This is a genomic window from Citrobacter sp. KH_055_1 (assembly GCF_057838705.1).
This window is the reverse complement of the sequence record NZ_CM174473.1, coordinates 3,369,080-3,388,652: the sequence shown is the minus strand read 5'-3', so window position 1 is coordinate 3,388,652 and position 19,573 is coordinate 3,369,080. Positions and strand designations below refer to the sequence as shown.

The 19,573-nt window shown below is 51.5% G+C and carries 20 protein-coding genes; 7 read left to right on the top strand and 13 right to left on the bottom strand.

The window, feature by feature from the left end; translation table 11 throughout:
• Window positions 1-99: 99 nt before the first annotated feature.
• Window positions 100-846, bottom strand: a complete 747-nt coding sequence (gene dsbG, locus AC3ITF_RS16110) for a thiol:disulfide interchange protein DsbG (RefSeq protein WP_181625103.1) — start codon at window positions 844-846, stop codon at window positions 100-102.
• Between the two features lie 371 nt (window positions 847-1,217).
• On the opposite strand from dsbG, the gene ahpC reads away from it, so the two are divergent.
• Both ahpC and ahpF read left to right on the top strand, forming a co-directional pair.
• The gene (gene ahpC, locus AC3ITF_RS16105; RefSeq protein ID WP_115259117.1) at window positions 1,218-1,781 is read left to right on the top strand and encodes an alkyl hydroperoxide reductase subunit C; all 564 of its coding nucleotides are present in this window, start codon (window positions 1,218-1,220) and stop codon (window positions 1,779-1,781) included.
• A gap of 241 nt (window positions 1,782-2,022) precedes the next feature.
• Window positions 2,023-3,588: an alkyl hydroperoxide reductase subunit F gene (gene ahpF, locus AC3ITF_RS16100; RefSeq protein ID WP_489175827.1), complete on the top strand. Its 1,566-nt coding sequence runs from the start codon at window positions 2,023-2,025 to the stop codon at window positions 3,586-3,588.
• Window positions 3,589-3,718: 130 nt separating this feature from the next.
• Here ahpF and uspG read toward each other — a convergent pair whose 3' ends face one another.
• The 10 genes from uspG to citC all read right to left on the bottom strand — a co-directional run bounded on the left by uspG (window position 3,719) and on the right by citC (window position 12,568).
• Window positions 3,719-4,147, bottom strand: coding sequence for a universal stress protein UspG (gene uspG, locus AC3ITF_RS16095; RefSeq protein ID WP_096757918.1), 429 nt, complete (start codon window positions 4,145-4,147; stop codon window positions 3,719-3,721).
• 198 nt (window positions 4,148-4,345) lie between these two features.
• Window positions 4,346-4,756, bottom strand: coding sequence for a nucleoside diphosphate kinase regulator (rnk, locus tag AC3ITF_RS16090; RefSeq protein WP_003022104.1), 411 nt, complete (start codon window positions 4,754-4,756; stop codon window positions 4,346-4,348).
• A 146-nt stretch (window positions 4,757-4,902) separates the two neighbouring features.
• Window positions 4,903-5,709, bottom strand: coding sequence for a ribonuclease I (rna, locus tag AC3ITF_RS16085; RefSeq protein ID WP_489175826.1), 807 nt, complete (start codon window positions 5,707-5,709; stop codon window positions 4,903-4,905).
• A 123-nt stretch (window positions 5,710-5,832) separates the two neighbouring features.
• Window positions 5,833-7,296, bottom strand: coding sequence for a citrate/succinate antiporter CitT (gene citT, locus AC3ITF_RS16080; RefSeq protein ID WP_115259113.1), 1,464 nt, complete (start codon window positions 7,294-7,296; stop codon window positions 5,833-5,835).
• A gap of 23 nt (window positions 7,297-7,319) precedes the next feature.
• Entirely contained in the window at window positions 7,320-8,225 is a 906-nt protein-coding gene (citG, locus tag AC3ITF_RS16075) for a triphosphoribosyl-dephospho-CoA synthase CitG (RefSeq protein WP_117342211.1), read from the bottom strand.
• Window positions 8,197-8,748, bottom strand: a complete 552-nt coding sequence (gene citX, locus AC3ITF_RS16070; RefSeq protein WP_135912400.1) for a citrate lyase holo-[acyl-carrier protein] synthase — start codon at window positions 8,746-8,748, stop codon at window positions 8,197-8,199. Before citX ends, citG begins: the two co-directional genes overlap by 29 nt.
• A gap of 3 nt (window positions 8,749-8,751) precedes the next feature.
• Complete coding sequence (gene citF / locus AC3ITF_RS16065; RefSeq protein ID WP_115259110.1) at window positions 8,752-10,284, bottom strand: citrate lyase subunit alpha; 1,533 nt, start codon at window positions 10,282-10,284, stop codon at window positions 8,752-8,754.
• Window positions 10,285-10,293: 9 nt separating this feature from the next.
• On the bottom strand, window positions 10,294-11,202 hold the full coding sequence (locus AC3ITF_RS16060) for an aldolase/citrate lyase family protein (RefSeq protein ID WP_115259109.1): 909 nt from the start codon (window positions 11,200-11,202) through the stop codon (window positions 10,294-10,296).
• Window positions 11,199-11,495 (bottom strand): citrate lyase acyl carrier protein, encoded by a 297-nt coding sequence (gene citD / locus AC3ITF_RS16055; protein ID WP_489175825.1) that lies wholly within the window; start codon window positions 11,493-11,495, stop codon window positions 11,199-11,201. Before citD ends, AC3ITF_RS16060 begins: the two co-directional genes overlap by 4 nt.
• On the bottom strand, window positions 11,492-12,568 hold the full coding sequence (gene citC / locus AC3ITF_RS16050) for a [citrate (pro-3S)-lyase] ligase (RefSeq protein ID WP_115259108.1): 1,077 nt from the start codon (window positions 12,566-12,568) through the stop codon (window positions 11,492-11,494). Before citC ends, citD begins: the two co-directional genes overlap by 4 nt.
• A gap of 386 nt (window positions 12,569-12,954) precedes the next feature.
• Between citC and dpiB the strand changes: the two genes are divergently transcribed.
• The gene (gene dpiB / locus AC3ITF_RS16045) at window positions 12,955-14,616 is read left to right on the top strand and encodes a sensor histidine kinase DpiB (RefSeq protein ID WP_096757909.1); all 1,662 of its coding nucleotides are present in this window, start codon (window positions 12,955-12,957) and stop codon (window positions 14,614-14,616) included.
• On the top strand, window positions 14,585-15,265 hold the full coding sequence (gene dpiA, locus AC3ITF_RS16040; protein ID WP_096757908.1) for a two-component response regulator DpiA: 681 nt from the start codon (window positions 14,585-14,587) through the stop codon (window positions 15,263-15,265). Before dpiB ends, dpiA begins: the two co-directional genes overlap by 32 nt.
• A 116-nt stretch (window positions 15,266-15,381) precedes the next feature.
• On the opposite strand, the gene dcuC is transcribed toward dpiA, so the two are convergent.
• The gene (dcuC, locus tag AC3ITF_RS16035) at window positions 15,382-16,764 is read right to left on the bottom strand and encodes an anaerobic C4-dicarboxylate transporter DcuC (protein ID WP_096757907.1); all 1,383 of its coding nucleotides are present in this window, start codon (window positions 16,762-16,764) and stop codon (window positions 15,382-15,384) included.
• Between the two features lie 461 nt (window positions 16,765-17,225).
• On the opposite strand from dcuC, the gene pagP reads away from it, so the two are divergent.
• Window positions 17,226-17,789 carry a lipid IV(A) palmitoyltransferase PagP gene (gene pagP / locus AC3ITF_RS16030; protein ID WP_117342216.1) on the top strand — a complete coding sequence of 188 codons (564 nt, stop codon included), beginning with the start codon at window positions 17,226-17,228 and terminating at the stop codon, window positions 17,787-17,789.
• Between the two features lie 188 nt (window positions 17,790-17,977).
• A complete protein-coding gene (cspE, locus tag AC3ITF_RS16025; protein WP_000034826.1) occupies window positions 17,978-18,187 on the top strand; it encodes a transcription antiterminator/RNA stability regulator CspE in 210 nt (69 codons plus the stop codon).
• Between the two features lie 51 nt (window positions 18,188-18,238).
• Here cspE and crcB read toward each other — a convergent pair whose 3' ends face one another.
• The gene (crcB, locus tag AC3ITF_RS16020) at window positions 18,239-18,622 is read right to left on the bottom strand and encodes a fluoride efflux transporter CrcB (protein ID WP_096757905.1); all 384 of its coding nucleotides are present in this window, start codon (window positions 18,620-18,622) and stop codon (window positions 18,239-18,241) included.
• Between the two features lie 90 nt (window positions 18,623-18,712).
• Between crcB and AC3ITF_RS16015 the strand changes: the two genes are divergently transcribed.
• Window positions 18,713-19,501, top strand: coding sequence for a deaminated glutathione amidase (locus AC3ITF_RS16015; RefSeq protein ID WP_489175824.1), 789 nt, complete (start codon window positions 18,713-18,715; stop codon window positions 19,499-19,501).
• The last annotated feature ends 72 nt before the right edge of the window (window positions 19,502-19,573 follow it).

The window sequence follows — 19,573 nt, the reverse complement described above, 5'->3', positions numbered from 1 at the left end:
CTTAAACTAAAGTATCACAGTCAGTATTAATTTGACGAGTAGAAAATGCATCATGAGTGATTGAAATGAGAACGATAACAATCACTCATAATATTAGTTTTAGTTATTACCCATTATAATGTCCAGTTTTTCTTTATCCGGCAGCCCGACGGCCTGTTGTAATGTGTTGTCTTTGCTCATGTAGTAGATTGCCGGCGTGACGTTAGCGCCCAAGTCATCCATCAATTTTTGGTTGATATTCAATACCTTCAGCTGCTCGGAAGGGGGCGTCTCTGGCATTTTCAGCGTGAGTTTACCGCCAGAGGCCTCATAGTCATGCCATGTTTTAGCCGGATCTTTGCTGGCCAGAATTGCTGCGGCGGTTGCCGGACTCTCGGGCTTGATTACGCCGACCAACAATGTCCGGAGTTGTACTTTTCCTGAATCAACCCATGGACGTGCCTGTTGCCAAAATTGTTTGCAATATGGGCAGAAGGGATCGGCGAAAACATAGACAATAACCGGCGCGTCTTTTTTCCCGTCCAGAATCCACGACGCTTTTTCCATGCGCTGCCACATTTCACGGCCTGCAGGTGCATAGATTTCTTTTTCTATCAATGTATTACTGAGGTTTTCGCCTTTTTCATTATACATGTAGCCGGAAATGGCGTGTTTCCCGTCAGGCGTGACATAGATAGTCACTCCCATATCCTGGTATTTTCCCAGGTAACCTTTCATTCCACCCGGCGCGTCAAACGGCTTGAGGATGGTAATGCCCTGTTTTTCGATGGCTTTTACCGGGGCAGGGAGTTCTTCGGCGTGCACGACGGCAGGGAGCAAAGCGAAGAGTAATATACGTTTAAACATTGATTTTCCTTATAAAATCAAAAGGAAAGGGGGCTGAAATGCAAAACCTATCACAGCCATAGGTAAGACCGACGGTCTGTCGATTGCCCTTTCTTGAGTGGGGTGATGTAATCCCAATCGCTGTTACAACCTTTGTTAAGGTAATGTAGAGCGCAACACTTAGCCAGTCCGCTGGCACTGAAGTTATCTGCGGGTAACTCGGGTAATGGGCTCCCTGCAAAGGGGGCCTTTTTACTTTTTGCTACGGTTTCACAACATTTTGTTGAGTCGGTTGTTAGTTAACGCTTATTGATTTGATAAAGGAAACGCATTAGCCCTGATGAAAGATTTTCGTTAACTTATCCCTCAACGAAAACACGGAGGAAGTACAGATGTCTTTGATTAATACCAAAATTAAACCTTTCAAAAACCAGGCGTTCAAAAACGGTGAGTTCATCGAAGTTACCGAGAAAGATATCGAAGGTCGTTGGAGTGTTTTCTTCTTCTACCCGGCTGATTTTACGTTCGTATGCCCGACTGAACTGGGCGACGTGGCAGACCATTACGAAGAACTGCAGAAGCTGGGCGTAGACGTTTACTCTGTATCTACCGATACCCACTTTACGCATAAAGCCTGGCACAGCAGCTCTGACACCATCGCCAAAATCAAATACGCGATGATCGGTGACCCGACTGGCGCCCTGACCCGTAACTTCGACAACATGCGTGAAGATGAAGGTCTGGCTGACCGCGCTACGTTCGTTGTTGACCCGCAGGGTATCATCCAGGCGATCGAAGTTACCGCTGAAGGTATCGGCCGCGATGCGTCTGACCTGCTGCGTAAAATTAAAGCCGCGCAGTATGTCGCTTCTCACCCTGGCGAAGTGTGCCCGGCGAAGTGGAAAGAGGGTGAAGCTACATTAGCGCCGTCCCTGGACCTGGTCGGTAAAATCTAAATTTCCGTCGTCTTTCACGTCATAGCCGTGTTGGCGTCACCTGCTTACCCCGGTCACTTACTTCTGTAAGCTCCCGGGGGTTACCAGGCTAGCCGCCTTGCTCTGACGCGAAATACTTAGGAAATTACGTCAGTCATGGGCGCAGGCGCGCCCATTTTATTCCAGCATCATGATGCAAGTTGCATTGATGCAGTCCCGTGAAATCGGCTTGCATGATGATGTTTTCAGAGAGGGAAGAACAATGCTCGACACAAATATGAAAACCCAGCTCAGGGCTTACCTTGAGAAACTGACCAAACCTGTTGAGCTGATTGCTACGCTGGATGACAGCGCTAAATCGGCAGAAATCAAGGAACTGCTAACTGAAATTGCTGAACTGTCAGAGAAAGTAACCTTTAAAGAAGACAACACGCTGGCAGTACGTAAGCCATCGTTTCTGATTACTAATCCAGGTTCTCACCAGGGACCGCGTTTTGCCGGTTCTCCACTGGGCCACGAGTTTACGTCTCTGGTTTTGGCGCTGCTGTGGACCGGTGGTCATCCGTCAAAAGAAGCGCAGTCTCTGCTAGAGCAGATCCGCGATCTCGATGGCGATTTTGAGTTTGAAACCTATTATTCACTGTCCTGCCACAACTGTCCTGACGTGGTGCAGGCGCTGAACCTGATGTCGGTGCTGAACCCGCGTATCAAGCATACGGCGATTGATGGCGGTACTTTCCAGAATGAGATTACCGATCGCAACGTGATGGGCGTTCCGGCCGTGTATATGAACGGCAAAGAGTTTAGTCAGGGGCGTATGACGCTGACGGAAATCGTCGCCAAAGTCGATACCGGTGCTGAGAAGCGCGCGGCAGAAGAGCTGAATAAACGTGATGCCTATGATGTGCTGATCGTCGGTTCGGGTCCTGCAGGGGCGGCGGCGGCAGTGTATTCCGCACGTAAAGGTATTCGTACCGGCTTGATGGGTGAACGCTTTGGCGGTCAGGTGCTGGATACCGTTGATATCGAAAACTATATCTCGGTGCCGAAAACCGAAGGTCAAAAACTGGCAGGCGCGCTGAAAGCACACGTTGATGACTATGATGTTGATGTGATTGATAGCCAGAGCGCCAGCAAGCTGGTTCCTGCTGCGCAGGAAGGCGGCTTGCACCAGATTGAAACGGCCTCCGGCGCGGTGCTAAAAGCACGCAGCATTATTATTGCCACCGGAGCCAAATGGCGCAACATGAACGTACCGGGCGAAGATAAGTATCGGACCAAAGGCGTAACCTATTGCCCGCACTGTGATGGCCCACTGTTTAAAGGCAAACGCGTGGCGGTGATTGGCGGCGGTAACTCGGGCGTTGAAGCGGCTATCGATCTGGCCGGTATAGTTGAACATGTGACGCTGCTTGAGTTTGCGCCGGAAATGAAGGCTGATCAGGTTCTGCAAAATAAAGTGCGTAGCCTGAAAAACGTCGACATTATTCTGAATGCGCAAACTACTGAAGTGAAGGGTGACGGTAGCAAGGTGACCGGTCTGGAATACCGCGATCGCGTCAGCGGCGACGTCCACAATGTGGAACTGGCGGGTATTTTTGTGCAGATTGGCCTGCTGCCAAACACCAACTGGCTGGAAGGTGCCGTTGAGCGTAATCGCATGGGCGAAATTATTATTGATGCCAAATGTGAAACCAGCGTGAAAGGGGTTTTCGCTGCGGGTGACTGCACCACCGTGCCGTACAAACAGATAATCATAGCTACCGGCGAAGGTGCAAAAGCCTCACTGAGCGCCTTTGATTACCTGATTCGCTCCACCGTACAATAAGAAAGAAAGTAAGACTCACCTGCAAAAGAAGGAAAATGCCTGAGGTCGCAAACGCGTTTCAGGCTTACCGATTCGGTGAAATAACATCGATGCGGAATAAAAAGGGGCTACCGAAAGGTAGCCCCTTTTTTTAACGAACGACCAGCACCGGCAGGGTGGCGTGGCGGACTACGCTGGAGGCGTTAGAACCCAGCAGATGGGTGCTGATTGATGGGTTGCGCGATCCAATGACCACCACATCGGCGTTCAGCTCTTCGCCCAACTCGTTGACTACATCACGTACGCTACCAAAGCGAACGTGCTGTTTGATGCGAGAAGGATCAATACTGAAGTGACCGACCATCGTTTGCAGGCGGGTTTCCGCTTCGTGCTGCAGATGTTCCTCAAAACGGCGAACGTCAGCAGCAAAACGATGCAGGCTCAGGCTGGCGGAGCCAGGAAGCACATGCAGAAGATGGATAATCCCATTTTCCTGTGCCAGAAATTCTGCATGGCGAACAGCCTTGTCGCTTAGTTCCATTTCGAATACATCAACAGGCATTATGATTGTGTTGTACATAAACATTCTCCTTGTCATTACATGAACACATAACAGCATAGTATTAAAAATGATTCTGTCAGTCACGACACAGATTTATGTTTTGCGAGCAGGAAAGGGAAAGCAGCAATAATGTCAATGAGGGGCGGGGATATCATCGGAAAGAGGATGCGTAAGCATCCCCTGTAAGATAAAGCGAGTAGCTTTGCTATAACAGAGTTAGCGCAGGTAGTCGCCCGCAGCTTCAGGCTGGTACTCAAGTTCGATGACTTCGAGATGGGTTGATGTACCACCTGGTAGTTCCCAGTGGATCGTGTCGCCAACGCGCAGACCCAGAAGGGCAGCACCTACCGGGGCCATCACCGACAGTTGAGTACTGCTGTCGGTCATCGTGGCCGGATACACCAGGGTACGCACTCGGACTTCACCATCGCTCAGATTGCGGAATTTCACGCGGCTGTTCATGGTGACGACATCGTGCGGCATGGTTTCTGGAGAACACATTTGGGCGCGATCCAGCTCGGCGTTTAAGGCGTCAGCAATCGGTAAACCCGCAAACGCAGGTTGCTCCAACAGGCGGTCAATGCGCTCAGCATCGAGGTCGTTAATGATGATAGTTGGTCTGGACATTTATTACTCCATGTCGTCGATACTGCGGGTGCGCAGGTAAATAATCCCAAAAGAAAACCCTCACCGTCAGGCGGCAAGGGTTTAGCTTTTATGATGATACTGAGACTTACCCCAGGTTTGAAGTGATTTAGTTCACATTCAGGCGATCAATAACCGACTTTGTCGAGGATAAACTGCTTGCCGCAGTTTCCAGGATGCGCTTGCGGCAGGAACGATGCTGCGGAAAGCGGGGCATTAATGGTGGCTGCCTTGAGCGTAAACTGGATTTCAGTCAGGTAGGCCGGATTACCGTGACAGCTTAACTTCACTGCCTTCACGCTTTTTGTACCCCAGGTTTTCGCGACGGCGTCGTCAAATGCGTTGCGGCTGACGGTTTTTCCGTAATTGTCGGCAATAAATTTGCCGAGTTCGGTATTTTTTATCTCACTATTCATTCGCACCATAGTGCCAAAGTACGCGTCAGGATCGAAACCAAAACAGGCGCCGTGCTTGGCATATTCGTAACGTTCGAGACACGATGTTCCGCCAGCGCCGGGCATCACAGCGCTCAGTTTTGCGGCGCTTTCCAGCGAAAGCCCCGTTTCTGGCGCGGCGCATTTGCGACTGGCACGAGCCTCCGGCAGGTTTGGTATAGGGCGCGTGGCGCAGCCAAAGCGCATCCACCGACGATTATCTACACCGCGGGCAGCAATCGATTTTGGCAGGCCAGGCCACAGACCGTGAACGGTCAGGAAATCTGCTTTATTTGCAGTTTCTTTTTGCAGGCGGCATTCGTCGGGTTCCTGACGATTACGTTCGTGTTGGCTCTGACAAAAACCGGTTTGCCAGGAGAGCGCCAGCACATAGCGATCAAAGTCACCGTACTGTTTTGCCTGAAGTTGTTCGGCCTGGGCCGCAGAAACCGGCAGCAGAAGTGCCGCCAGCAAAGAGCAATAACGCCATGTCGATGTCATGATGAATTCGGATACTTATATAATTTCTGAATGTCATCTATTAAATCATAAAAAAAGCCGCTCAGGTTTAGCTGAGCGGCATCATTTTCGTTACGCGTTTTTGCTAAGGACTAAGAAGTACGATTAGCTCCACATTGCCAGAATCGGCCAGCCGACCAGCAGAAGCATGGCGATATAGATAACGCCGAAGATGGCGCCCAGACGCCAGTAGTCTTTGGACTTCACATAACCACAGCCGTAGATGATCACGCCAGGGCCGGTGGCATACGGTGTCAGACAACCCATGATACCGATGGACAGCACCAGCAGAATACACAGATGCTCCATTGGCACGCCCGGGATCCCTTTACCGACCGCCAGAATTACTGGCAGCATGGTCGCGGTATGCGCAGACAGGCTGGCAAACAGGTAGTGAGCAAAGTAGAACACCAGCACCAGCACGATCACGGTCGCGTTAGGCGAGAAGCCTTCCAGGTGTGAGCTCATGGTGTTAGCGAACCAGTCGATAAAACCGGAACGGGTTAAGCCGTTGGCCATTACCACCAGGGTGGCAAGGTTGACCAGCGTGTTCCATGCGCTGTTATAGCGGGTGATGTCTTTCCACGGTACCACGTGCAGAGCCAACATCAGAGAAACCGCCAGCAGACCCACGGCGGTGGCATCAATCAGCTTGCCGCCGAATACCCACAGACCCAGGCTCAGCAGCACCAGACCGATCAGGGTCATCTCTTTACGGGTTAGTTTACCCATGGTTTTCAGTTCGTCACCGGCCCATGCGGCAACTTCTGCACTGTGAGTGACTTCGGGTTTGTACAGAACGTAGGATAACCACGGCGCAACGATCAGCAAAATAATACCGACTGGCAGGAAGCTGAGGAACCATTGCAGCCAGCTGATCTGAATACCGGCAATTTTGTTAACGAATTCCAGACCCAGTACGTTTGGCGCAGCGCCGGTAACGAACATAGAGGAGCTCAGGCTGGTACTGATCACCATCATCCACATCAGATAACCGCCGATACGGCGAGCTGACGGATCGTTCGGGAATGATTTAAACAGCGGCGGCAGGTTCTTGATAACCGGGAAAACGGTACCACCGGTACGCGCGGTGTTCGACGGTGTAAATGGTGCCAGCAGGATGTCGATAATAACAATCGCATAGCCCAGTGTCAGGGTACGTTTCCCCATGAACTTCACCAGGAACAGCGCGATACGACGACCCAGACCGGTGACTTCATAACCCAGTGCGAAGATGAACGCACCAAACACCAGCCAGACGGTGGTGCTGGAGAAGCCAGCCAGACCCCACTTCAGCGCCTGTTTGCCGGCGTGAAAGGTGGGGTCTGCCAGTTCTGTGGCATCAAACAGCAGGTAGTTGCTGCCGATCACGCAAATTGTCACGGCGATAAAGCTGATCGCTGTTGCCGGGATAGGCTCGAGGATCATACCGACAATCATGGCCACAAACACGGCAAAGTAGTGCCAGGCCTGCGGGGGCATTCCATCAGGGACGGGGATAAGAAACATGACACCCATGACGACCAGCGGGGCCAGTAACTTCCATATACTATCTTTTGATAAAGACATGAATGATTCTCCGGAAAGGATCTTTAATGGTGATAATGATGAACTTGTGAAATCTGAGCTAAGAACCAGGTGACAATCAGCAGATCGGCACAGCCCCCGGGACTGAGGTTGCGTTCAATACACTGTTGGTCGAACTGGTGCAGGTAATTGAGATCGGCGGGGGTGCGAATTCCCCCTTGCTGCAATAATGTGGCAGATTGCTGCTGTAACCAGCGCAGACCTTCAGCGCCACCGCGGGAAGCTACGTTGGTATCGCCGTTGATTGCCATAAGCAGCAGTAAGGTATCGAGCAATGCCAGTTCAGGATCGCGACCCTGAGCCAGCAACGCGCGGTAGTGCGGTAACGCGTGGTGGATCACTAATGGATAGCCCGCTTCGGCTTCACCGCGAGCCCCGGTTAATCCCAGTTGTTGATACAGACGTTGGCCAGCCGTGAGTTGTTGATTGTTCTGGCGCAGTTCGCGCTCGGTCAGGCCGCGGCAAAAGGCTGCTGCTGTAGAGCAAATGGTTTCAGGTGTGACGGTCTGGCTGAGCTGGTGCAGGCGACCAATGGCGGCGCACAGCAATCCCAGCGAAAAGATACTGCCTTTATGGGTGTTCACCCCGGCAGTGGCGCGAAACATCTCGGCCTCGCAGGCCATCCCCACCGGACGCAGTCCTTTCAGCACATCTTCAGGTACCAGTTGCGCGCTGAAGGCCCCGTATTCGACGAAACGCGGCAGCCAGGCGTGGATCGCCTCGGCGCTGCGGTGAAAGTCATCCAGCGCCATGTCTTTGTGCGCGCCGTTGTTAATACGATCCACCAGACCGGGTTTGGGAGACAGGTTGACTTCCGTCAGCATGGCACGCCACGCGAGCGTCGCGTACGCTTCTGGTAAATCCTGAGGAAGAACGGCGGATTTAGTCGATGTTGCGGGAATCGGCATCATGCAGCAGTTCCTCCATGCGAATAAGTAACTCGGAAAGCGTGTGGGTTTTACCCCGCGCGCAGTCGGCTGCGCTTTGCTCGCACAGCAGGCAGCGGCGGGCAGGGAGCGTGAAATGACGGCGAGACAGGATTTCTCCTTCCGGAGTCAGGACATCGAGGTCCCATAACCGTCCCAGCGGGTGTGAATGCTCAAGCTCTATGGTGGCGAGCTTGAGGTCGTGTGCCGGGGCCTCTATAGACAACAGACCTTCCGGCCCGCTGGCAGAAACCCGCGTAGATTGCTCCCTGACTATCCAGCCCGATTTTTCCGCCAGCGTGAGCAAGGCAGTGATACCGTGATTAAAAATGCGACGAGTGAGTTCGCTGTCTTTAATCGGACCCGGTGCGACCACGGTAAAAGAGACCAGTGGCGCGCAGTGGCGGGTGAGCCAGGCATGCTGCCGTGCTTGTCTCTCATCGCGGCTGGCGAGCAGCTCGGGAATAGAAACCGCGTGGCAGGTGGCATGTTCAGGGAGCAGGTGCATGGCTTATTCCTTCACCTGATGCACAACATCAATCACTGAACCGTCGCGGTAACGCACAACGGCAATCACCCGGTCGGTGAATTCGATGGCGCGTGGCTGACCGGTAAGCTGCTGTGCACGCTCGCGCAGCCAGTCGATGGAGACCACTTTCATCCCCGCTTCCTGCAAACGTTCAGCCAGTTCAGGACGTGCAGGGTTGACGGCGATACCGTGGTCAGTGACCAGGATGTCAATGCTGGAGCCAGGGGTGACGCAGGTCAGCACGTTATCAACCAGCGTCGGGATGCGACCGCGAACCAATGGGGCGACGATAATCGACAGTGCAGCACCGACAGCGGTATCGCAGTGGCCACCGGATGCGCCGCGCAGCACACCGTCGGAGCCGGTCAGCACGTTGACGTTGAAGTTCGTATCCACTTCCAGTGCGCTCAGCACTACGACATCCAGACGGTCAACCGATGCGCCTTTCGAACCCCAGTTAGCGTACTGGTTAGCGCTGATCTCAATATGGTTTGGATTGCGGGCCAGGGATTTTGCGGCGGCACTGTCGAAGCTCTGTACATCCAGCAGTTTGCGGATTAACCCTTTTTCATGCAGGTCAACGATGGTGGCAGTGATGCCGCCCAGTGCGAAGTCGGCGCGGATGTCGCGGCTGCGCATTTTGTCTTCCAGGAAGCGGGTTACGGCCAGCGAGGCGCCACCGGTACCGGTCTGCAAAGAGAAGCCCTCATTGAAGTAACCGGAATTGGCAATCACCTCTGCCGCGCTGCGAGCGATCAGCAGCTCACGCGGGTTGGTCGTCATGCGGGTTGCATCGGCGCCAATTTTGTCCGCATCACCGACCTGCTCGATCTGCACGATCAGATCCACCTGATCCTGGGTGATACTGGCCGGATTATGCGGGTAGCTCAGCAGTTGTTCGGTCAGCAGGACCACCTGTTTAGCGTTATCGGCATCGACACGGGCGTAGCCGAGTGAGCCACAGCAGGCTTTACCGGTGTAGCCGTTAGCATTACCAAATTGGTCGCAGGACGGTACGCCGAGGAAGGCTACGTCAATGCTTAACTCACCGCTTTGCACCAGGTGTACGCGACCGCCGTGAGAGTGGACCTGCACAGGTTCAGCCAGTAAACCGCGGGAGATCTCTTCCGCCAGCGGACCACGCAGACCGGAAGTATAAATGCGGCTGACGACGCCCTGACGAATGTGTTCCACCAGCGGAGCGTGACAGTCGCTCAGGGAGCTGGACGCCAGCGTCAGGTTTTTAAAGCCCATGACGGCAATGGTATCCATCACCAGGTTAATGGTCAGGTCGCCACCGCGGAAAGCGTGGTGGAAAGAGATAGTCATTCCATCCTGTAAACCTGAACGGCGAATAGCGTCTTCCAGGTTAGCGCACAGTTTTTTGTCGCGGGGTTTTTGCGCCTGTAACGCGACTTTTGCGCTGCTGTGGAAAGCGGAAAGGTCGCTTTCAGCATGACGGCTCCAGGTCGCCACGCGATCCTGTCGTTGAGACTGTTCGATTTTCTGCGTCATTTTTTTGCCTTATTCTTCGCGAATGCCGGAAAGTTCTGCACGGGAGATAACCAGAAGGGCGCGCTCGATAACCGGGCTGTCGACCATCTTGCCGTTCAGGGAGACAACGCCACGGCCTTCGCGAGCGGCGGCTTCAGCGGCTTCTACAACCAGACGGGCGTGCGCCAGTTCTTTGCGCGTTGGCGCATACAGGTTGTGCAGGAGGTCGATCTGACGCGGGTTGATGAGCGATTTACCGTCAAAACCCAACTGCTTGATGTGTGCGGCTTCATGCAGGAAACCGGCTTCGTTATTGGCATCGGAATAAACGGTGTCAAATGCCTGAATGCCCGCAGAGCGTGCCGCCTGCAAAATAGAGCAGCGGGCAAACAGCAGTTCGGTGCCTTCCGGCGAACGCTCGGTGCGCAGATTACGCACGTAATCTTCTGCACCCAGTGCAATACCGATCAGACGTTCAGAGGCGTGAGCGATTTCAACGGCGCGGGTGATGCCCAGCGGTGATTCAATAGCAGCGAGCAGACCGGTGCTGCCAGGTTCGCGACCGCAGGCGTTTTCGATACGCAGAATTTCGCTTTCGATGTCGATAACATCCTGCGCAGTATCCGTTTTAGGTAAACGCACGATGTCAGCGCCACCGCGAACGACCGCTTCGAGGTCATTGATACCCCATTCAGAATCGAGGGCATTTACGCGAACAATGGTTTCAACGTCGTGATACAGCGGGTGCTGCAGCGCGTGGTACACCAGACGACGCGCGGTATCTTTCTCGCGCAGTGCGACGGAGTCTTCCAGGTCGAACATCAGCGCATCTGCCGGGTAGATAAACGAGTTGCTGATCATTGCGGCATTGGCGCCCGGTACGAACAACATGCTACGGCGTGTGCGGGATTTACGTTGTTGCAAAGATTCAGAAATCACTGGCAATCCTCCCATGGCAGTGCCGGAATGCCGCTGGCGCGGGCCAGTAATGCTTCCAGTCGCGCACGTAAAATGCAGTCCAGTGCGCCTTTATCATCAACATTTAATTGCACGCCGCGTACGTTGTAGCGGGACAGAACGTCGAGGATGGTGGTGCGAATGGCATCACCAAATTGTTTTTCAACGCTACTGTTAATCTGCAGGTCGATATCCTGCGTATCGAGCGGGGCGATGCGAATCATCACATCACCGGACTCGAGAGTGCCTGCGACGGCTGCCTGCTTTATTTTCATTTTTCACCTGTTGCTAATGCGGGGGTATTTTGGCGGACTACCGCGCCTGGCGAGGTTCTCTCAAGCATGTTTTGCAGGTAGTGCAACGTGGCTTCAGGAACCAGAGGGGCGATAGCCGTGAGATCTTTTTTAACCAGCAGCTTGCGTACCCAGGAGGCGGAAATCGGCATCTCCTGGAAGCACAGCCGCTCAATTTCCACCAGTTCAATCGGTGGGGCGGGGAGCGTTGGGGTCTCCAGCCAGTAGCGCATGTCGTTGTTGTACTGGGAGGTGACGGTGCAATATGGTTCGGTACCGACGAAGCGGTGCGTGACGCCAAGTGCCGGGGCCAGATACTGGCGGAAGATTTTCAGGTCTATTTCGGTGTAGCAGTGGTTAATGACGCTCTGCTCTTTGATGAAGTAGCACGGGAACGTGGCACGAGAAATGATGTATTCCGATCCGCGATGCACGGTTAAATGCGGAATATCTTTTGTTCCCTTAAGTACCAGATCCAGACGGTCTTCATACGGAAAGCGTGAGGTGTCTTCTTTTACCAGAAACAGATGTAGCCAGTCGCACTGTGCCGCTGCCTGTTGGATCAGAAAACGATGACCGTTGGTAAAAGGGTTGGCGTTCATGACGATACAGCCAATTTTTTTTCCTTCGCGACGCTGTTTTGTCAGCGATTCGGCGTAACGCTTCAGACGCGTGGTGCTGTTTTCCATCAGCACCATAATGCCCGGTACGCTGGTCAGCGTAGAGAAGCCACACTGCTTAAACAGCGCTTCGTATTCGGTTTTGGTATAAATGAAGAGATGTGTACAGTGACGCTCATACGCGAGATTGATCAGCTCAGTGGCGAGCGTCAGGGCTAAGCCTTCGCCGCGCACGGTTTCGCTGATAGCCACGCATTTAATGATATTTCCGGCAATACCGCCGCAGGCAATCAGGCGGTCATCACGGGTGACGGTGATAAATATTTCAACGGTCGTATCCACGCTCAAATCATTCTCTTTCAGAAATTGAGCGATAGCCGCCATCTTTTTATTTTCTGAGCGCTTCACGTGCGAGAATATATTATTACCGAACATAGTAAAAAGTGTCCTGATGGTATATTTGTTACTGGCTTTTAGGTTTTGTTGCCAGGCTTAGCAACCTGATAACGTTTTGTTTGCAAATGAAGGGAAGTTTTTTTATTACGGAGTATTTCTTTTTTTCCCTACTGCATACATCGTAAGGGGTATTTTAGAGGTAAATTTTGATTTATTTCACAATACGTTAGAAGGTTTTTATGTGTTTTATGGTTTTAAGTTTTTTAATTAATTTAACCCTGAAATAGCGCGTGGTTTTAATTTGTTTAATTGATTTAAGGTGGGGAATCTGTAACGATCCTATTTTATGGCGTGACTTGTAAATAAAACATTTTCATTACAAATACAAAAAAATAAGTTGCGGTTAACGTCGTTGAGGAAAAATTATGTCACAACATAAAAATAAAACACGGTTTTCTTTTTTCCGCAGACTGGCGTTTCCATTGCGTATTTTCCTGCTGATCCTGGTCGTTTCCATTTTTATCATCGCCGCGCTGGCGAAATACTTCACCGCCAGTTTTGAAGACTACCTGACAACGCACGTCCGTGATATGGCAATGAACCAGGCGAAAATCATCGCCTCTAACGACAGCATCATCACTGCGGTGAAGCATCGCGATTACACGCGTCTGGCGACCATTGCCGACAAGCTTCAGAGCGGGACTGATTTCGATTATGTGGTGATCGGTGATGAGAACTCTATTCGCCTCTACCATCCGAATCCGCAAAAAATTGGCTACCCAATGCAGTTCACCAAGCCCGGTGCGTTGGCAAATGGGGAAAGCTACTTTATTACCGGGACGGGATCTATTGGGTTGGCAATGCGCGCTAAAACGCCCATTTTTGATGATGATGGCAAGATTATTGGCGTGGTTTCGATAGGTTATTTGATCAGTAAAATCGACAGTTGGCGATCGGATTTTTTACTGCCGATGGCGGGTGTGTTTCTTCTGCTGCTGTTGTTACTGATGCTGCTCTCCTGGTTTTTTGCCGCCCATATTCGCCGCCAGATGCTGGGAATGGAGCCCAAACAAATTGCCCGTGTGGTGCGCCAACAGGACGCGTTATTTAGCTCGGTATACGAAGGCTTGATTGCCGTTGACCTGGACGGGTGCATAACTGCTATCAATCGCAGTGCGCGAAAAATGCTGGGGCTTCCGTCGCCAGGGCGGCAGTGGTTGGGGAAACCCATTGATGAGGTTGTTAATCCGTCGGACTTTTTTACGCAGCAGATTGCGGAGCAACGTCAGGATGCGATGGTGAATTTTAACGGGCTAAGCGTTATCGCCAACCGTGAGGCTATTCGTTCCGGCGATGAATTACTCGGGGCGATTATCAGTTTTCGTAGCAAAGATGAAATAGCCACCCTCAATGCCCAGCTGACACAAATCAAACAATATGTTGAGAGCCTGAGAACACTGCGTCATGAACATCTGAACTGGATGTCGACCATTAATGGCCTGCTGCAAATGAAAGAATACGATCGCGTGCTTGAGATGGTGCAGGGGGAATCCCAGGCCCAGCAGCAGCTGATTGATGACCTGCGCGGTGCCTTTGCCGATCGCCAGGTTGCCGGTCTGCTGTTTGGTAAAGTCCAGCGTGCGCGGGAATTGGGGCTCAAAATGACGATTGTTCCCGGAAGTCAACTTCATCAACTTCCCGAAGGGCTGGATAGCACAGAGTTTGCAGCAATTGTTGGCAATCTGCTTGATAATGCATTTGAGGCCAGCTTACGTACCCAACAAGGGAATAAGGTTGTTGAACTGTTTCTGAGTGATGAAGGGGAAGAGGTCATCATTGAAGTTGCCGACCAAGGGTGCGGCGTACCGGAAGCGTTACGTGAAAAAATATTTGAACAGGGTGTGAGCACCCGTACCGATGAACCAGGTGAACATGGCATCGGTTTGTATCTGATTGCAAGTTATGTGAGGCGCTGTGATGGGGTTATTACGCTTGAAGATAACACCCCCTGCGGCACTTTATTTTCTCTATTTCTTCCGAAAGTGAAAAAAAACGATGACGGAACCATTAACGCTATTGATCGTTGAGGATGAAACGCTGCTGGCGGAGATGCATGCTGAATATATCCGCCATATACCCGGTTTCAGCCAGATCTGGTTGGCGGGGAACCTGGAGCAGGCGCGGATGATGATCGCGCGTTTTAAGCCCGGTCTGATTCTTCTCGATAACTATTTACCGGACGGTAAGGGCATTACCCTTCTACATGAGTTGACTCAGGCACGCTACCCTGGCGGCGTGGTGTTTACTACGGCTGCCAGTGACATGGATACGGTGTCAGAGGCGGTGCGCGGCGGGGCGTTTGATTATCTGGTCAAACCGATTGCCTACGAGCGACTGGGGCAGACGCTAACGCGCTATCAGCAGCGCAGACGCATGCTGGCGGGTAACGACAGTGCCAGTCAAAAGCAGATTGATGAAATGTTTAACGCTTATGCGCGGGGTGAACCAAAAGGGGATTTGCCTACGGGTATTGATGCGCTAACGCTGAATGCGGTGCTGAAATTATTCGCTGATCCGACGGTACACCATACTGCGGAGACCATTGCACAGGCGTTGACCATCAGCCGCACAACCTCCAGGCGTTATCTGGAGTACTGTGCCAGCCGGCATTTGATTATTGCGGAGATTATTCACGGGAAGGTTGGGCGGCCGCAGCGTATTTATCATGGCGGCTAAATGCGGATTTCTGACGTAGGCCGGATAAGATGCTTTAGCATCGCCATCCGGCAACGTGCGGTTGCAATGCCGGATAGCGGTGTAACCGCCTGATCCGGCCTACATTTTGTTCGCTATCAACCTCCAATCACGGCGGTTGTAGCGGGCACCATCACTTCCGTGGCGATAATGACAATCAGTAGCCCGACCATCACCGGCACAGACGTGCGCTTGACCACTTCAAACGGTGAAATCTTCGCCATACCCGCAACGGCAACGACCACACCAGAGACCGGGGAGATCGTACGCCCCAGGTTCGACGCTTGCAGCATCGGGATGGAGAGGTAAGCGGGGTTAATGCCTGAAGAGTGCGCCAGTTTTGGGATCATCTCAACGAAGGCATAGAACGGGGCATTACCGGAGCCGGTGGTCATTGCTGCCAGCATGGTCAGAATAACCAGCACCAGCATCAGAATAATGCTTGCGGAGCCAAACGAGGTGGCGATCGAGATCAGGCTCTGAATAAAGCCGATAGTGCTCAGACCCTGGGCGAAAACTCCGGCGGCAACTAACAGCATTACCACGTTAGCAAAGGCATCAGCCATGCCGCGGTAGGCCACTTCCAGACCTGAGAAAACCTTCTGGGTATTGAACCCGCGGACAAACTCCAACACTGCGGCAATAAGCATGCACAGCACCAGAATGGTAATGATGTGCAGTTGCGGTCCCCACTTACCATCAAAAATGAGAACCCCGACAATCGGAGTAAACGGCAGGATGGCGTAAAACGATGGCGCGGTGGTGGTGATTTCGGCCACGTCTAACATTTCGTGAGAAACGTTCTCTTTTTTGTCCAGATAGCGCTGCCAGAAAAAGTGGGCAATCGCCATGCCGATAATGGCGGCAATGGAAATCGGCAGCGTGGTTTTAAATGCGAAGTCGATCAACGGCATTTCTGCGGCTTTGGCGGCGAGAACCACATCACCAGAAGTGGGGGATAGAATGATGGCGGCAGGGGAGGCGCAAATGGCCGCCGCAGCACCACGGCTGATACCCACGTTAACCATGACCGGAAAGAGGGTTGCCATCAGCAGTACGCCCAGCCCCGTCGCTGAAGAAACCGCCAGTGACATCAGGCAGGCGACAAAGTAGGCGGCAATCATTAACACATAGGGTGAGTTGATATATTGCAGTGGTTTGGAAGCCAGTTTAACCACCATATCGTTTGCACCAATATGCGTCATGTAGGCGGCAAAACCACACAGCATCATGATCATCATGCCGAGATCGCCACCGCGGCTCATCAGCAAAATTTTAATGTATTCAACGATGTCTGTTGCTGTGTAGCCCGTGCTTTCGGCACTACCAGGCAAAACTTTATGACCCATCAGGGCGCTGATAATCAGTAAAACAAGGCCACCGACAAACAGTACGCCGGTCGCTGAATAACCTTTAATGATGTAGCGCGCTACACCCACAATAACCATAACTCCGATAAGGAGTTCTATAAATGTCAACATTATTTCCCCTGTCATATTGACGCCCAGAAAGTAAAAAAACTAAAAAAAGCATAAAACGGTGAGAGAATGTGCCTAATAAACGGATAACCCTCGCTGATTGAAATCAATAAAAATACGGATTAAACCAATGGCTGAGCCATTTTTTCAACATAGCGGATGAACCGGGAATGCTGCAATCAAAAAGTGTGAAGTCGTCTGTGGTTGTGTGGGATTTGACATTGAATTGATCTTGTTTTGTTTTCTAATTGTTAATTTATTTAACTTTTGCATGTAAAATGAACAATTTATTGATATTAATAGAGTAATGACCGTTTCAGATAAGGCTCGGGAAATATAAGGGAAATAAACTACGCGCATACGAAGGGAATATTCTGATTTTTAACCCTAAGCATTTTCGTTAAGTTAACATTAAGGATGGCTTTGCTACAATTAATGCAGAACCCCAGAATGGTAATTACGTTGTGATTGTCGCGAAGCGCTATTTCCTGTTTATTTCATTTGTTTTTATTCAGTTGGCTGTTATTCCACAGGCCACAGCTGAAGATAAAGGTTGGTTTGATACCTTCACAGATAATGTCAGTGAAACCTGGCAGCAGCCGGAGCATTATGACCTGTACGTGCCCGCCATAACCTGGCATGCGCGATTTGCCTACGATAAAGATAAAACAGATCGTTACAATGAACGCCCCTGGGGAGCGGGATTTGGTCAGTCCCGTTGGGATGATAAAGGCAACTGGCACGGGCTGTATATTATGGCCTTTAAGGATTCCTACAATAAGTGGGAACCCATCGGAGGATATGGCTGGGAAAAAACCTGGCGCCCGCTGGCCGATGATAACTTCCATACTGGTCTGGGCTTTACCGCCGGTTTCACCGCGCGTGATAACTGGAACTACATTCCTGTGCCGGTGATACTGCCACTGGCATCGATAGGTTATGGTCCGGCAACGTTTCAGATGACCTACATACCCGGTACGTATAATAACGGGAATGTCTATTTTGCCTGGATGCGTTTCCAGTTTTGATGAACGATGTGAATTGTTATACAGCTAAGTATAAACCATTAAAAAACAATTGGTTACGAACGTTACTGCAAAAATAACGCGACATTTATCACTTTTTGGCAAAGTTCGACTGGACAAAGTCCACCACAATTGTTGTACTGATACCCGACACAGCATTTGTGTCTATTTTTCATGTAAAGGTAATTTTGATGTCTAAGATTAAAGGTAACGTTAAGTGGTTTAATGAGTCCAAAGGATTCGGTTTCATTACTCCGGAAGATGGCAGCAAAGATGTGTTCGTACACTTCTCTGCAATCCAGACCAATGGTTTTAAAACTCTGGCTGAAGGTCAGCGTGTAGAGTTCGAAATCACTAACGGTGCCAAAGGCCCTTCTGCTGCAAACGTAACCGCTCTGTAAGCATACGACAGCAAGAATTCAAAACCCGCTTAATTGCGGGTTTTTTTATCTTCAGTGTGCCGAAGAAGCGGAAACCAGCCAGAACGCCAGGGCGGTCATCGCAAAAGACCCCAACAGATTGATCAGTACGTTCACCATTGCCCAGCCAAAACGTCCGTCTTGCAGTAAAAACACCACCTCTGCTGAGAACGTTGAGAAGGTGGTCAGCCCGCCGCAAAAGCCTGTCGTAATCAATACCTTCCACATAGGGTCAATGTGGGTCATGCGATTGAACCACGCCAGCCCCATACCAATGATAAACGCCCCAATTAAGTTTGCAGCCAGCGTGCCGAAGGGAATCGCTTGATGAAGGGGGTTAAATCGCATACTCAACAGCCATCTGGCTACGCTACCTGTACCACCGCCAATAAAAACCGCTAAAAGGAGTTGTGACACTGCATAATCCTGCTATTTGATTGTATATAGTGTGAGTGTAACGCTGAATAATCATTATTGGCGAGCCTAACCGTTTTTTCAGGAGGGAGTATGTTCGTTGCTGCAGGGCAATTCGCCGTGGGTCCCTCATGGGAGAAAAATGCCGAAACGTGCGTATCATTGATGTCCCAGGCCGCGGGCGAGGGCGTCTCATTGTTGGTCTTACCCGAAGCGTTGCTGGCCCGTGACGATCTTGACCCTGACCTGTCAGTGAAATCTGCTCAATGGCTGGAAGGGGGATTTCTGACGCGATTACTGCGAGAAAGCGTGCAGAATGAGATGACAACGATCCTGACGATTCATGTTCCCTCGCTGCCGGGACGGGCGTTTAACATGCTGGTGGCGCTACGAAGAGGTCAGGTTGTGGCTCATTACGCCAAATTACATCTCTATGATGCTTTTTCGATTCAGGAGTCGCGTAATGTTGATGCAGGCGATGTCGTACCGCCGCTGTTGGACGTGGAAGGTCTTAAAGTCGGTGTGATGACCTGTTACGATTTACGCTTCCCTGAGCTGGCATTAGCACATGCTTTGCAGGGGGCAGATATTCTGGTACTCCCTGCGGCCTGGGTACGCGGTGCGCTAAAAGAACATCACTGGGCTACGCTGCTGGCGGCCAGAGCGTTGGATGCGACCTGCTATCTGATTGCTGCCGGTGAGTGTGGCAATAAGAATATTGGTCAAAGCCGGATAATCGATCCGTTTGGCGTGACGATTGCCGCTGCCGCAGAAACACCCGCGCTGATTGTTACTGAGGTTTCTGCCGAGCGAGTGCGACAGGTCAGGGCGCAACTTCCGGTGTTACGCAACCGACGCTTTGCGCCACCGCAATTATTATGACGTTTTTTTAAACAAGACTTGATTCACCTTGTTACAGATTGCTATTGTGTGCCCGCGTCGAAAGGCCGTTAA